General features: G+C 66.4%; 13 protein-coding genes. 4 read left to right on the forward strand and 9 right to left on the reverse strand.

Features of this window, described 5'->3' with window-relative positions:
* Positions 1-75: 75 nt before the first annotated feature.
* The 9 genes from ACLQ7E_RS20355 to ACLQ7E_RS20395 form a co-directional block, all read right to left on the reverse strand.
* Positions 76-1,359: a dicarboxylate/amino acid:cation symporter gene (locus tag ACLQ7E_RS20355; RefSeq protein ID WP_411734398.1), complete on the reverse strand. Its 1,284-nt coding sequence runs from the start codon at positions 1,357-1,359 to the stop codon at positions 76-78.
* A 133-nt stretch (positions 1,360-1,492) separates the two neighbouring features.
* Positions 1,493-2,167 carry a metal-dependent transcriptional regulator gene (locus tag ACLQ7E_RS20360; protein WP_411734399.1) on the reverse strand — a complete coding sequence of 225 codons (675 nt, stop codon included), beginning with the start codon at positions 2,165-2,167 and terminating at the stop codon, positions 1,493-1,495.
* A gap of 57 nt (positions 2,168-2,224) precedes the next feature.
* Complete coding sequence (locus tag ACLQ7E_RS20365) at positions 2,225-2,860, reverse strand: response regulator transcription factor (RefSeq protein ID WP_411734400.1); 636 nt, start codon at positions 2,858-2,860, stop codon at positions 2,225-2,227.
* Positions 2,857-3,771 (reverse strand): sensor histidine kinase, encoded by a 915-nt coding sequence (locus ACLQ7E_RS20370; RefSeq protein WP_411734401.1) that lies wholly within the window; start codon positions 3,769-3,771, stop codon positions 2,857-2,859. The genes ACLQ7E_RS20365 and ACLQ7E_RS20370 overlap by 4 nt, the downstream gene beginning before the upstream one ends.
* 172 nt (positions 3,772-3,943) lie before the next feature.
* Positions 3,944-4,699 (reverse strand): ABC transporter permease, encoded by a 756-nt coding sequence (locus tag ACLQ7E_RS20375; protein WP_411734402.1) that lies wholly within the window; start codon positions 4,697-4,699, stop codon positions 3,944-3,946.
* Entirely contained in the window at positions 4,696-5,658 is a 963-nt protein-coding gene (locus ACLQ7E_RS20380) for an ABC transporter ATP-binding protein (protein ID WP_411734403.1), read from the reverse strand. Before ACLQ7E_RS20380 ends, ACLQ7E_RS20375 begins: the two co-directional genes overlap by 4 nt.
* Before the next feature lie 173 nt (positions 5,659-5,831).
* Positions 5,832-7,127: a CynX/NimT family MFS transporter gene (locus ACLQ7E_RS20385; RefSeq protein WP_411734404.1), complete on the reverse strand. Its 1,296-nt coding sequence runs from the start codon at positions 7,125-7,127 to the stop codon at positions 5,832-5,834.
* A 35-nt stretch (positions 7,128-7,162) separates the two neighbouring features.
* Positions 7,163-7,921: a 3-oxoacyl-ACP reductase FabG gene (gene fabG / locus ACLQ7E_RS20390; RefSeq protein ID WP_411734405.1), complete on the reverse strand. Its 759-nt coding sequence runs from the start codon at positions 7,919-7,921 to the stop codon at positions 7,163-7,165.
* A 404-nt stretch (positions 7,922-8,325) separates the two neighbouring features.
* Complete coding sequence (locus ACLQ7E_RS20395) at positions 8,326-9,162, reverse strand: IclR family transcriptional regulator (RefSeq protein WP_411734406.1); 837 nt, start codon at positions 9,160-9,162, stop codon at positions 8,326-8,328.
* A gap of 337 nt (positions 9,163-9,499) precedes the next feature.
* Here ACLQ7E_RS20395 and ACLQ7E_RS20400 point away from each other — a divergent pair, with 337 nt between their 5' ends.
* The 4 genes from ACLQ7E_RS20400 to accB all read left to right on the forward strand — a co-directional run bounded on the left by ACLQ7E_RS20400 (position 9,500) and on the right by accB (position 14,557).
* Complete coding sequence (locus ACLQ7E_RS20400; RefSeq protein ID WP_411734407.1) at positions 9,500-10,837, forward strand: MFS transporter; 1,338 nt, start codon at positions 9,500-9,502, stop codon at positions 10,835-10,837.
* A 72-nt stretch (positions 10,838-10,909) separates the two neighbouring features.
* The gene (locus ACLQ7E_RS20405) at positions 10,910-11,800 is read left to right on the forward strand and encodes an amidohydrolase family protein (RefSeq protein WP_411734408.1); all 891 of its coding nucleotides are present in this window, start codon (positions 10,910-10,912) and stop codon (positions 11,798-11,800) included.
* Positions 11,801-11,860: 60 nt separating this feature from the next.
* A complete protein-coding gene (locus ACLQ7E_RS20410; RefSeq protein WP_411734409.1) occupies positions 11,861-13,855 on the forward strand; it encodes an acetoacetate--CoA ligase in 1,995 nt (664 codons plus the stop codon).
* A gap of 198 nt (positions 13,856-14,053) precedes the next feature.
* Positions 14,054-14,557 (forward strand): acetyl-CoA carboxylase biotin carboxyl carrier protein, encoded by a 504-nt coding sequence (gene accB / locus ACLQ7E_RS20415; RefSeq protein WP_411734410.1) that lies wholly within the window; start codon positions 14,054-14,056, stop codon positions 14,555-14,557.
* Positions 14,558-14,609 lie beyond the last annotated feature (52 nt).

Here is a 14,609-nt window from a genome sequence, read left to right on the forward strand (position 1 = left end):
CCCCCCATATAACCCCTGGTCGCCCGCGGGGGCGCTCCCCCTGCGGCATCACCTGTATTCCGGGCGGGGTGAGGGCTAGCTGCCCAGGGTGTGCGGTTCGGCCAGGGTGCCCTCCGCGGTCTCCAGCTTCTCGTCCGCCGGATCCTGTACCTGCGTGCCGAGCCTGCCTCGGGTGAGCTTGTTCATGATCATCGCGATGGCGCCGTCGCCCGTCACGTTGGTCGCCGTGCCGAAGCTGTCCAGCGCGATGTACGCGGCGAACATGAGGCCCACCTCGACCTCGCCGAAGCCGAGCATCTGCGCGAGCAGGCCCGCTGCGGCGGCGATCGCGCCACCCGGAACGCCGGGGGCGGCGATCATCATGACGCCGAGCATCAGGATGAAGGGCAGGTACGCCCCGAAGGAGACATCCCCGCCGGTGAGCAGCAGCACGGCGATCGAGAAGCAGGTGATCTTGACCATCGAACCGGAGAGGTGGATCGTGGCGCACAGCGGCACCACGAAGCCCGCCACCGCGTCGGAGACGCCGTTCTTCTTCGTCGAGGCCAACGTGACGGGAATCGTCGCGGCCGAGGAGGAGGTGCCCAGTGCGGTGAAGTAGGCATCACGCATGTTCCACAGTGCCTTGAGCGGGTTCTGCCCGTTCATCGAGCCGGCCACGGTGAACTGCACCAGCAGCACGACGAAGGTCAGGGCGAAGGACACCAGGGCCACGAGCAGGAACTTCGTCACCACGGTCACCGCCGCGCCGCTCGCCGAGAGGTCCATGAAGATGCCGTAGATGAACAGCGGCAGCGCCGGCACGATGATGCGGCGGATCACGGACTCGATGATGGTGCGGAACTCGACGGTTCCGCGGAAGATGACCTTGCTGTGGAATGCGGTGATGCCGATGCCGATCACGAAGGCGAGCACGAGTGCGCTCATCACGCCGATGATCGGCTCCAGCACGATCTCGGTTGCCGAGTCGCCGGCGGCAGCGACCACCGTCAGGTACGGTTCGAAGCCCGAGCCGCCATCTTCGCCGAGGGCCTCAAGTCCGCCGCCGGACATCGTCGCGGTGAACAGCCAGCGGCTGACGAAGTAGGCGAGGAATCCGGCGAAGAGCGTGGAGCCGTACGCGATCAGCGCGGTGATCCCCAGCCACTTCCCGGCTCCCTTGCCGAGCTCGGCGATGGCCGGCGCGACGAGGCCCAGGATGATCAGCGGCACGATGAAGCCGAGGAACCCCGAGAAGATCGAGTTGTAGGTCAGGAACACTCCGCCGAGCCAGGCGGGCATCACCGGGCCGGTCAGGATGCCCAGCACGATGGCTATGAGAATCCAACCGAGCAGGGGGATCGATTTCAGCAGTTTCATTGGGGGGTGTCCTCAAGTCGACGGTTCGGGTCGCGGGGGTGCGCACACTGGTTGTGGCGCAGCGCACGCCTCAGTCATAGTAAGCGGTTCGGGCCGTTCCTCGAAATCCGTGGGGGCGCCTGCCCCGCTTCCCCTAGCCGAGCGAGACGTGCAGCGCCTCGGTGGCCTGGCGGCCCAGGCTGACGGTGCCTGCGCCGTCGGCGACCCGTAGCAGCACCGCATCGGAGAACGGGGCGGCCTCGGTGATGACCAGGCCAACCCCCGGCACGACGCCCTGCGCGCTGAGGTACTGCAGCAGCGCCGGGTCCTCGTCGTTGATCCGTTCCACGATGACCCGCACCCCGGGCTCCACGGTGCTCAACAGCACCGCGTCCGGCCGGGTCAGCACCCCGGCGGCGCTCGGGATCGGGTCCCCGTGCGGGTCGCGGTCGGGGTGGCCCAGGAAGGCGTCGAGGCGTTCGACCATGAAGTCGCTCATCGCGTGCTCGAGATTTTCGGCCTCGTCGTGGACCTGGTCCCAGTCGTAGGACAGGGTCTGGACCAGGAAGGTTTCCAGCAGCCGGTGCCGGCGCACCATGTCCAGGGCGTACTTGCGGCCCAGTGTGGTCAGTTCCACGGCGCCGTAGCGGGCGTGGCTGACCAGTCCCTGCGCGGTCAGCTTGCGCACCGCGTCGGAAACCGAGGAAACCTTCAGCCCGGATTTCTGGGCAATGTCCGTTGCGGTGACGGGGTCGTCCGACCATTCGGACAGACCCCAGATGACCTTCAAATAGTTTTGCGTGCTGACCGAAAGTTCCGAAACCGACATGTATACGAGTCTACAGAGCGCACCCGCACACAGGGTTCCCGCCCCTTGCGGATTCGCCTAGATCCAGCCTTGCTCGTGGGCCAGGTGCGCTGCCTCGATGCGGTTGGCGGCCCCGGTCTTGCCGATGGCGCTGGACAGGTGGTTGCGCACCGTGCCGGTGCCCAGGTGCAGCGCCGCGGCGATCTGCGCCACCGGCGTTCCCGCACGGGCCCGGGCGAGCACCTCGCGCTCGCGCTCGGTCAACGGATTGGCGCCGTGCATCAGCGACTGGGCGGCCAGCGACGGGTCCACCACCCGGCCGCCCGCATGCACGCGGCGCACCGCTGCCGCGAGCTCGGAGGACGGGGTGTCCTTGACCAGGAAGCCGCTGGCCCCGGCCTCGAAAGCGGCACGCAGGTAGCCTGGACGGTCGAAGGTCGTCACCATCAGCACCTTGCATTCGGGCAGCCTGGTCCGCAGCAGGCCCGCGGCCACGAGTCCGTCCATGACCGGCATCTGGATATCCAGCAGCGCCACCTGCACCCGGTGTTCCTCGGCGAGCGCCACCACCTCGGTGCCGTCCCCGGTCTGGGCGACGACCTCGATGTCTGGTTCCAGGTTCAGCAGGGCGGCGAGCGCCCCGCGCACCAACGCCTGGTCATCGGCGAGCAGCACCCGGATGGGGCCTGCGTCCGTTGGTTCAGGTCCGCTCATGCCCAGCTCACCGCGACCCTGGTTCCCCCGTGTGTGGATGCCCCGATCTCGCAACGCGCCCCGGCAAGCCGGGCCCGCTCCCTCATCCCGCGCATGCCGTGTCCCTCGTGGCTTCCGGCCAACGAGTCCCCGTCATCCTCGATGTCCAGCATCCCGGGGGCGATGTGGATCCAGCAGGTGGTGGCGTGTGCGTGGCGCAGCACGTTGGTCGCCGCCTCGCGCAGGATCCAGGACAGGGCGGTGGAGCGCACCGGGTCGATGTCCCGGGCGTTGCCGGTCAGCACCGTCTTGATCCGCGCGTCATCCAGGGCGGCGCGCACGGAGGCAAGTTCCTGGACAAGGGTGGTGCGGCGCAGCCCGCCGACCGTGGCGCGGATGGACTCCAGGGCCTCGGTGTTCAGCGCGCGGATCTGCAGCAGCTCGGCGCGGGCCGCCTGGACATCGGTGTCCAGCAGCCGTTCGGCGAGCTCGGCCTTCAGGCCGATCGCGGTGAGCGAGTGCCCCAGTACGTCGTGTACGTCCCTGGCCATCCGTTCCTGTTCGGCCAGCAGCGCATAGTCGAGGCGCAGGTCATCGGCCGCGATGCTGCGCCTGATCAACGCCGTGTTCACCGCGTTGACGACGATGAGAACCACCAGCAGCCCCAGCAGGAAGACGTAGTCGCCCAGCCCGGCGGGGATGGCGACGGACAGTGCCGCGGCAAGCACCGCGGCATTGACGATCCACATGCTGCGCACCGAGAGCAGGTAGGCGGCGAAACTGACCAGGAACGGGCCGAAGCTGATGGCGTCGGCCCCGAGGATCGGGAGGGTGGACGCCGTGATTGCCAGCAGCGCACCGAAGGGATCCAGGCCCGGCCGTGGCCGCTCGCGCTGACCCCGAGCTCCGAGCTGTAGGTGAAAAACCCCCACAGGTATACGGCGGCGAAGGCAGCCACCAGTCCATACCCGGCCAGGCGAGCCGGCAGCGGCAGCGTGGACTCAGCGATGGAAAGGATCGGGAAGATCAGGAAGACGACCCAGACAGCTGCCAGCAGCCAGCCGAACCTGGACCAGAAGGAGTCGGGGTCCCCCGTCTCGCCGCTCACCTCCGTGCCCGGGACCGGCGAACCGCCCAGAGGGCGAACAGCGCGAAGAGAAGAGTCCATGCCACCAGATTAGCGACAAGCATGCCCAGCGAATCCGTGCCCGCCCCCTCGCCCGCGCCGAACCCCTCGGTCAACGGGTAGCGCACCAGCCCCGCGTACCCGTACATGGGCGTGAATCGGGCGATCTCGAGCATGGTCCCGCTCAGCGGCATGAAGACGTTGCCGAAGAAGGCGAAGAACACCATGCCGCCGCTTGCCACCCCCAGGGCCGTCTCGGACTTGAAGGCCATGCCGATGCCCATCCCGTAGAGGGCGAAGATCCCGGATCCAAGCACCGAGAGCAGGAAGCTGGCGGTCCAGACCCAGGGCGCATCGGCCCGTGCACCGGTGCCCGCACCGACGGCGAACACCAACCCGGCACAGCCGGTGGCCACGATGAGCGCCACCGCGAGCTTGGAGGCCACGAATCCCGAGGGCTTCATGGGCGTCAGCGCAATCTGGCGTCCCCAGCCCAGCATTGCCTCGGTTGCTGCGGTTCCGGCGATGGAGGTCGTGGCAAGCGCCGCCCCGTAGGCAGCCATCGAGGCCATGACGTAGAACCTCACGTTCCCGTTTCCGGCAGGCTCTCCCCCGCCGCCGAACATGTTGCCAAAGAGCAGGTACATCACCACGGGCATCAGCACCGTGAACATCAGGTTCCCGACATCCCTGGATTGGCGGAAAAGTTCGATGCGTACATAGGTCGGATTCATGAGTCTTCTCCGGTCAACGCCATGAAGGCGGCCTCGAGGGTCGGCGTGGTGATTTCCAGGTCGGTTGCCGCCAACTCGTTCAGTAGCATCCGTGCCGCGGCATCGGAATCGGGGCCGGTGACCGCGACCCGGTGCCCGTTCAGCCGCACTGAGGTGGCGCGTTCGAGGGCTTGCAGGGCAGCCACCGCGGGTGCGGTGGGACGGGCGGACGGGAGCGTGGCGCTGACGACGCGTCCCCCGGTCATTTCCCGCAGCTGCGCGGTGGGCCCGTCGGCCAGCACCCGTCCGGCCCCGATGAGAACGGTGCGTTCGGCGAACTCCTGGGCCTCTTCCAGGTAGTGGGTGGCGAACAGGACGGTGCGCCCGGCAACCGCGTCCTGGCGCATGGTGGCCCAGAAGGCGCGGCGCGCAGAGACGTCCATGCCGGCGGTGGGCTCATCCAGGATCAGCAGCCGCGGATCGGGCAGCAAGGCGAGGGCGAACTTGAGCCGTTGTTGTTCCCCTCCCGAGCACTTCGAAACCTTTCGCTTGGCCAGGGAAGTGATGTCGGTGCGTTCCATGACGGTGTCGATCCGCTCCCTGGCCCCGTGCAGCGCGGCGATCGCGGTGACGGTCTCACGCACCGTGAGATCGCGCAGCAGCCCGCCGGTCTGCAGGACCGCGGAGATCTCCCCGGCCTCGACGGCCTCGCGCGGGGCCTTGCCGAACACCGAGACCGACCCGGAAGTGGGCGTGGTCAGTCCGAGCATCATGTCGATCGTGGTGGTCTTGCCCGCTCCGTTGGGCCCCAGGAAGGCCACGATCTCACCTGTCCCGACGCGCAGGTCGATTCCCGCGACGGCCTCGAACCGGCCTTCGTTGGTGTGGAAGGACTTGTGCACGCCCTGCAGCTCCAGTGCCGTGGCGCCGGGCATCGGTGCCCGCGCCGATGCCGATTGATGTTCGGTCGTGGTTTTCATGTTTCCAGTTTGCCCGGTACGCGGTTGCGGCAGAAGTGCAAAATGTCATGCGTTGGAATGACAGTTGTCATGGCCCCGACCGCTTCCGCCATATGGCGCGCGAAAGGCCCGGTCGATTGACCGGGCCTTTCGCATTCCTTGAGGGCGGGCCGTGCCGCCGTGCGCGACGGAGGTTACGCTTCCGAGGCGATACCTGCCGTGTCCTCGACGTAGCGTCCGGTGCGGGCCATCATCATTCCGCCCAGGGCCATCGGGATGAAGGTTGCCACGTACACCCACAGCGGGACGGTCCAGCCGCCGGTGGTGGAGAAGAGCCAACCGCCCAGCAGCGGGCCGAGGGTGCCGAAGAGATAGCCGACGCCCATGGCGAAACCTGCCATGGCCGCGGACCCCGCGGTGGTGCGGCTGCGCAAATTGAACATCGCGATGGCCAGGGGGAAGGCGCCGGCGGCAAGTCCTGCCACCAGTGCGGCGAGCCAGAGCGGGCCGATGCCCAGGAGCATCAGCAGGTAGCCCAGCGGGCCGGCCGCCGACAGGATGACCGCGAGGATCGCCGGGTTGCGCATCTTGTTGGCGATCAGTGGGGTGATCACCGCCATGGGCAGGGTCATGAACGTGTATATGGAGAACGCGGTGGCAGCCGATGCCTTGTCCAGGCCGAAGCCCTGTTGCATGATCGTGGGCATCCAGGCCAGCATGGCGTAGATGTTCAGCGACGCCATGGCGTAGAACAGTGCGGTGCCGACCGCGACGGGGCTGGCGACCAACCGGCCAAGTCCCAGGTTCGATCCGTCCGCGGCGCCGGCCTTGGCGGTCCGCGCTGCGGTCGGGGTGCTCTGGCGGCGTTCCTTGAGTAGCACCAGCGTCCAGGGCAGGACGGCCACCAGCGAGAGCACGCCCCATGAGGCGAGTGAGAACTGCCAGCCGCCGGCATTGGCCAGCGGAAGCGCCGTCATGGCCGGCAGCGTTGCCCCGGCCTGCATCAGCAGGGCGAAGACGGTGACCATGGAAGCCTGGCGGTCGGGGAAGTGCTTCTTGACCAGCGGGGCGCCTGCCACGTTGCCGAAGCCCATGCCCAGCAGGGCAACAAACGTCAGCACCATGAAGATCGCCGGGCTCTCGCTGAAGGGACGCACCAGCGTCCCGGCGGCGGCCAGGATCACGGAGATCAGGGCGGTTGCCTCGAGCCCGATCTTGCGCACAATGACCGGGGCCAGGAAGCCGCCGATGCCGAAGCTCAGCGTGGGCAGCATGCCGATGAACGTCGCCCCGGCGGTGCCGATGCCCAGTTCGCCGGTGACGGTGGTCAGCAGCGGCGAGAGCCCGGTGACCGCGTAGCGCAGGCCGATGCCCAAAAGGAGCAGGCCAACGATGATAAGGATGCGGCCCTTCCAGAGGCCGGCGCGGGGGTTGCCCGCGCTCGAGGCCTGTGCAAGGTTTCCGCCGGAGGTTTTAGTCGTGGTGGACATGTCCGGTCTTCGATTCAACTAGGTTTTCGAATTGCTTAGGAGTGCTTCGAGTCGCCGTCGATCGGGAACATCTGTCCCGAGATGGTGCGGGCGTGCGGGCCGGCCAGGAAGAGGGCCAGCTGGGCGATGTCGTTGGGGTCGATGAACTTGCGGATCGACTGGTTGTCCAGCGCCTTGTTGGTTTCCACCTCGACCGTTGTGCCATTGGCCTCGGCGCGGCCGGCCAGCACGCTGCCCATGCGCGGGCCGTCGACGGCACCGGGGTGAATGGTGTTGGCGGTGATGCCAGCTTCGCCCAGTTCCAGGGCGAGCGTCTTGGTGAAGCCGACGAGGCCCCACTTGGTGGTGGAGTAGGCGATTCGGTTCGGGTAGCCGAAGCGGCCGGCGAGCGAGGACATCACGAGGATCGATCCCGCGGTCGATTCCTTAAGCAGTGGGATGGCGCGCTGGGTGACCATGAGGGTTCCGGTGAGGTTGATGTTCACGACTGCGGCCCAGGTGTCGACGGGGTAGTCGGTGGCCGGGGCGGTGGCTCCGGCGATGCCGGCGTTGTTGACGAGCACGTCCAGTCCGCCGAGCTGTTCCTCGACGTCCTTGAAGAGCACATCGAGGTCCTCGGCCTTGCTGATGTCGCCCACCGATCCGGTGATGTTTTCGTTTTCCGCGACGATGGCCGCGACGGCGTCGGCGTTGACGTCCGCGATGTGGACGCGGGCCCCGTTGGCAACGAATGCCTTGGCGATGGCCAGCCCGATTCCGCCGGCTCCGGCGGTGATGAGTACACGCTGTGACATGATTTCGACTCCTTCTACACGACGCCGTGGTTCCCACGGCTTCGGTTCGCATTCTTATGTACGGTGAGGGCCGGGACTCTCGGGCCAGGGTGGTCCGGTGGGTGACGGTCCGTGCTTGTATGCGTCTCACTGTGCGGAAAGTTATTCCGCTCCCGGTGTTGATGCATTTCATACAATAGGCCTGCCCGAATCGGGCGTCAACGGCGCTGATCACACTGCAATTCCGGTTTTCCCACTGCCGGAATGTCGAGTTCTCACCCTCGTAGAAATTGCATGCAAATACATGTAAATAGGGGTTGGGGCCAGGGAATCTTGTCAACTTTTCCGTCCAGAGGAAAGTCGAACGCAACATTCCCTTGGTCACACGAGCCGCGGATTAATGCCCGGCAGGGAACACTCCGGCCTCAGAGCGCGCGCGTCAGATCCGCGATGCGACGGCCGGTCTCTTCCGCCGCCTGAACGAGGGCCTCGACGTATCCCTTGAGCTCATCCCGATGGAAGCGTGCCGTGGGCAGAACAGTCGTAAAGGCCCCGAGGGGCTGTCCTGTCGTGGGGATCGCAACACCCACGCCACAGATGCCCGGCGACGTCTCCTCCAAATTCACCCCGTAGCCATTGCGGCGAACCACGGCCAGGTGCCGCTTCAGCGTTGCGAGCGATCCACCTTCCGACCCGGCCCGCTCGTCCAGCGGCGCCGGGGCAACCGAGGCGGATGCAACGGCGGCCAGGTCGTCATTGCGCAGTTGCGCCAGCATGGCCTTGCCTCCGGCCGATTCGAACGCCGGCAGTTTGTCCCCGATGCGGATCACCACCCGCAGGTTCTGCTCCATTTCATCTATGCCGTCCAGGAAACGGACCGAACCCATTTCCAGCACCATGAAACCCACGCTTTCATGGAGCCGGGCGTGGAGCTGCTCTAGCGCCGGGCGGGCCAGGTCGCGCAACGAACTTCGGGCAATTGCCCCGACCGCTTGGGCGGCGAGAACAGGCCCAGCCACATAGCGCCGCTCCCGGTCTTGACTCGCAAACCCCCGGTAGGAAAGGGCCGCCAGCAGGCGGTGTGCCGTGGAGACCGCCACGCCGAGTCGCGCAGCGGCCTCGGTGACGGTCAGGGCGCCGCCGAAGCGGAGCATGAGCGCCAGCTGCAGCGCGCGGTCAACGGACTCCACTGGAGGATGTGCCGTGCCATCGGTCCAGGACTCGGCGTCGCTCGCAGCTGCATCGGGCGTGGAGTTGGTCATGGTTCAAGCATCCCATGGCACCGCCTGACACGCCGGTACCGGAGGTGGCGGCGCCGCCTTCCTCGACCGCATCGGGATGCACGCCCGTCCAATCCTTCTGATACCAGTCATGGATTCCCCCATGCGGAACGAACTTGTCCACCAACTCACCAAGACGCCCCGCAGTTTTGCGCCACCAGACGCCCAATGGCAGCATGCATGACCGGTTCATAACCCATCATCGGTTCCGCATGACGGAATCTACGCACCAAAGATAGATGCGATTCGAATTCATGACTAAGCTCACATTGTCGGGCGGCGTTCCACCCGACCCGTTCTCAACAATCAGGAAGCTCCCATGGAAACTCTCGCGGAAATACGCAGTTCGGCAATGAGCCGCTTCCAGGTGATGACGGTCGTCGTTGCCTTGACATTGATCCTCATCGACGGTTTCGACGTGGCCGCCATGGCCTACGCCGCGCCGGTGCTTTCCCGCGAGTGGGGCATCACGCCCGCCGCCCTAGGATTCCTGCTGAGCGCAAGCCTGTTCGGCATGGCCGCCGGTTCCATCTTCCTCACCCCTCTAGCTGACAAGATCGGTCGCCGCCGCCTCACGTTGATCGCGCTCGTCGTCATCAGCATCGGCATGGTCGCCTCGGTCTTCGCCACCGACGCCACACAGTTGTTGGTCTTCCGGATCGTGACCGGCCTGGGTGTCGGCGGCATGATGGCCAACCTCAACGTCTTGGTTTCCGAATACTCCTCGGACAAGCGCCGCGGCTCGATCATGGGCATCTACACCGCCGGCTACCCCATCGGCGCCACAATCGGCGGCATCGTGGCCGGACCGATGATCCCGAACCTCGGCTGGCAGTCCCTCTTCGCCGTCGGCGCGGCGCTGACCATCATCATGCTCGTTGCTTCCTGGCTGTGGCTGCCCGAATCCCTCGACTACCTGTTCACCCGCCGGCCCGCCGGCGCCCTCGAGCGCGTAAACACCATCCTTGCCAAGATCGGGCGTCCCACATTGGACGCGCTCCCGGCCTCCACGGCCACCGGCAAGGAGCAGTCGGCCATCCGCGAAATCCTGACCACCCCGATCCGCTTCCGCACCTTCATGCTCTGGGCCGGCTACGGCTGCCTCGTGGCCGCGTACTACTTCGCCAACACCTGGACCCCGAAGATCATTGCCGGCGTCACCGGCGACAATTCGATCGGCGTGACCACGGGCACCATCGCCAACGCCGGCGGCATCCTGGGCTGCTTCGTCTTCAGTGCCCTGGCCGTCCGCTTCCGCGCACGCCCGCTGCTGGTCATCGCACTTCTCGGATCGGCCGCCGCCTACATCATCTTCTCCATGCTCTTCAGCCAGATCACCCTGGCCATGGTGCTCGCCCTCTTTCTGGGCATGCTCACCACCGCGGGCATCGCCGGCTTCTACACGATCTCCCCCGAGATCTACAGCGCCCGTGCCCGGGCAACCGGTGTCGGCTGGATGATCGGCCTCGGCCGCATGGTTTCCATCGTTGCCCCGATCCTGGTCGGCTACCTGCTGACCGGCGGCTGGAAGCCGGAGAACATCTTCGTGCTCTTCGCCGCCCCGCTGGCCGCTTCCGCACTGTGCATCCTGGCCCTGGGCTACTCGCTCAAGCGCCAGACACGATCGGCGGAACCTGCTGCCGCCAGCATTTCCTGATCCAACTTCCAACTCCACCAACCCAGCGATCGGTGGCGGACACGTCCGCCACCGGCTAGGAAAAACGCCACCATGAGCAAGATCAACGTCGCGGACCTCGTCGCGATCGACATGCACGTCCACATCGAATCCGACGACCACGGGCACACCGACATGCCCGACGATTTCCGCGAGGCCGCCCAGGCTCACTTCGGCGCGGCCCACGACCCGCTGGGGATCGAGGCCGTCGCAGCCCACTACCGCGAACGCAACATGGCAGCCGTCGTGTTCACCGTTGACCACGAAGCCACCACCGGCCACCCGCCGATCTCCAACCGCTACATCGCCGAGGAGGCGGCCAAGCACGCAGACGTGTTGATCCCCTTCGCCAGCATCGACCCGGCCCGCGGCAAGGCGGCCATCACCGAGGCCCGCATCCTCGTTCAGGACTACGGGATCAAGGGATTCAAGTTCCACCCGAACCTGCAGTCCTTCTTCCCCAACGACCACGCCGCCTACCCGCTGTACGAGGAAATCCAGTCCCTGGGCGTCCCCGCCCTCTTCCACACCGGGCAAAGCGGCATCGGCGCCGGAATGCCGGGCTCCGGCGGGATCCGGCTGAAGTACTCCAACCCGATGGCACTGGACGACGTGGCGGTGGACTTCCCCGAGCTGCGCATCATCATGGCCCACCCTTCCTTCCCCTGGCAGGACGAGGCCCTGGCGGTGGCGGTGCGCCACAACCACGTGTACATCGACCTCTCCGGCTGGTCGCCCAAGTACTTCCCGGCCAACCTGGTGCAGTACGCCAACACCATGCTCCAGGAAAAGGTCCTCTTCGGCTCCGACTTCCCGTTGCTGCCGCCGGACCGCTGGATGGCCGACTTCGCAAAGCTGGAGCTGCGCGACGGTCCGCGCCAAAAGATCATCAAGGACAACGCCGTGAGGTTGCTCGGACTCGATTCCGGCACCAACGCCTCCTAAAGCACTGCAGGCCCGTCGACGGGAACCTCGGACGACACGAACACCATTGAAGGAAGAACCATGAAGAACACCGAACCCGGCGCACTGCTGCGGCCAGCACCCTCCCGCGACACCTGGTCAAACAGCCAAATGGGCCGCTTCCTGGAAAAGATCGAGGCCAAGACCGGTCGGCACTTCGCTGACTACGAGGACGCCTGGGCCTGGTCGGTTCAGAACCTTGAGGACTTCTGGGGCGAGGTCTGGGAACACTTCGAGATCATCAGCCACGCTCCCTACACCTCGGTGCTCACCGAGCGCACCATGCCCGGGGCGCAATGGTTCGCCGGCGCCCGGATCAACTTCACCGAGCACGTGCTGCGTTCCCTCGCACGCCGCCCGGACGACACCATGGTCAAGTCCCGCAGCCAGACCAACGGTTCCATCGACTGGACCGGCGCACGCCTGATCGAGGAAATCGAACGCATCCAGCAGGGCCTGATCCGCCACGGCATCAAGTCCGGGGACCGGGTCGCCGGCTACCTGCCCAACATCCCGCAAACCATTGCCGCCTACTTCGCCGTCATTGGCCTGGGCGCCATCTGGTGCTGCGTGCCGCCGGAAATGGGTGTCAAGGGCGTCCTGGGGCGCATCGGCCAGCTGGAACCGAACCTGTTGATCTCCATCGACGGCTACCGCTGGGGCGAAAAGCGGATCTCCAAGCTCGATGACCTTGCCAAGGTCCGTGCCGAGCTGCCGGGCATCCCCACCGTGTTGCTGCCGTACCTCGATGAGGACCTGGACACCGAAACCGCGGCACCGGGTGCGCAATCCTGGGCCGACTTCACCGCCGAGCGTGCCGAAGCAGTCATTAACCCGGTGCCCTTCGAGCACCCGATGACGGTGCTCTTCTCCTCCGGCACCACCGGCACCCCGAAGGCCATCGTGCATTCCCACGGCGGCCTACTGCTGGAGCACTACAAGGCCATGGGCCTGCACTTCGACATCTCCGAGGCCGACACGGCCTACTGGTTCTCCACCACCGGGTGGATGGTCTGGAACATGGGTGCCTCCTCGCTGTTGGTCGGCGCTAGCGTGGTTCTTCAGGACGGGGACCCCAATTGGCCGACCCTTGACGGCGAGTGGTCGCAGTGGGCGATCATGGCCGAGACCGAATCGACGTACATGGGCACCGGATCGGCCTACCTGGCCGCCTGCGCCCACGCGGGTGTGGAACCTGGCAAGAAGTGGGACCTGAGTCGCCTGCGCGAAATCCAGTGCTCCGGCTCCCCGCTGGCCGCTGACGTCGCGGGCTGGGCGTACGACTCGATCAACCCCGACTTGGTGATGGCGCCGACCTCCGGCGGCACCGACATCTGCGCCGCGTTCCTGGGCGCTAGCCCCCTGTCCGCGGTCCACGCCGGGGAAATGGCCTGCCGCCCGTTGGGTGTTGCCGTGGATTCCTGGGACCACGAACGCAACTCTCTGCGCGGGGAACCCGGCGAACTGGTTACCACCTTGCCGATGCCCTCGATGCCCGTGTTCTTCTGGAACGATCCGGATAATGAGCGCTACAAGTCCAGCTACTTCGACGTCTTTGAGGGCGTCTGGCGCCACGGCGACTGGCTGGTGCGCACCGAGCGCGACACCTGGGTCATCACCGGGCGCTCGGACGCCACGCTGAACCGCGGTGGCGTGCGCCTGGGCACCGCAGAGTTCTATGCGCTGCTCGATGGCCACCCCGGCGTCAACGACGCCATGGTGATGCACTTCGAGCAGGGCGGCGCGATGGGCCAGCTGGTCCTGCTGGTGGAGGCCGCCGATGACGCCGACACCGTCGCGCTGGAGCGCTCGATCCGCACCGCACTGCGCACCGAGCTTTCCCCGCGACACGTCCCTGACCACGTGTTGTTCGTGCGCAGCATCCCGCGCACGCGCACCGGCAAGCGCATGGAAATCCCGCTCAAGCGCCTGGTGCAGGGCGGTTCCGGCGGAGTGCTGGACACCGGCGTGCTGGTCAACCCGCAGGATCTGGACGAGACGGTGGAGTCCGTCTCCCGCATCCTGGCCGGAGCCTAGGCACGCCACTACCTCTCCCTCGAGCGCCTCCGCCGATCGTCGAAAGTCGGCGGGTGGAGGCGCTCGGCATTTCAAGAATTGCGCATAGCGGAATCTTGGACCAACTTATTGCGACGGACGAAACCCGGGCATAGGCTCGAGAAAACGTGACTTACACCACAGGCCTGTCTGCGGCCAATGAACAAGGAGCACCAACGCATGAACCTGGATCTGGAAGAACTCGCGGCGATCATTGAACAGCTGGACAAGACCGAGTTCACCGATTTCCGCTACGAAAAGGGCGACCTGCGCCTCCACGTGCGACGCGGCGGCCACTTCGAGGAGCAGCCCGCGGCACAGTCCGCCGCAGCCGCAGCACCTGCCATGAGCACTGCGCCGACAGCGGCACCGGTTCCCGCCCAGGTCGCCGCACCGGCCGGCCCCGCCGCGGGCCTGGACCCGAACAACCTTCCGGCCGGTCACGTGGCCATCACCTCCCCGATGCTCGGCACCTACTACGGGGCGCCGAAGCCGGGCGAACCGCGCTTCGCCGCGCTGGGCGACAGTGTTGAGGCGGACTCGGTGCTGTGCATCGTTGGGGTCATGAAACTGATGAATTCGGTCACCGCGGGCTCCACCGGCGAGATCGCCGCCGTGTTCGTCGCCGACGGCGACCTGGTCGAATTCGGCCAGACCCTCTTCGCACTCAAGGTTGCGGCATGACCGAGCGCATCTTCATTGCCAACCGCGGCGAGATCGCCGTGCGGATCATCGA

This window comes from Paeniglutamicibacter sp. (genome assembly GCF_046714615.1).
Classification (GTDB): domain Bacteria; phylum Actinomycetota; class Actinomycetes; order Actinomycetales; family Micrococcaceae; genus Paeniglutamicibacter.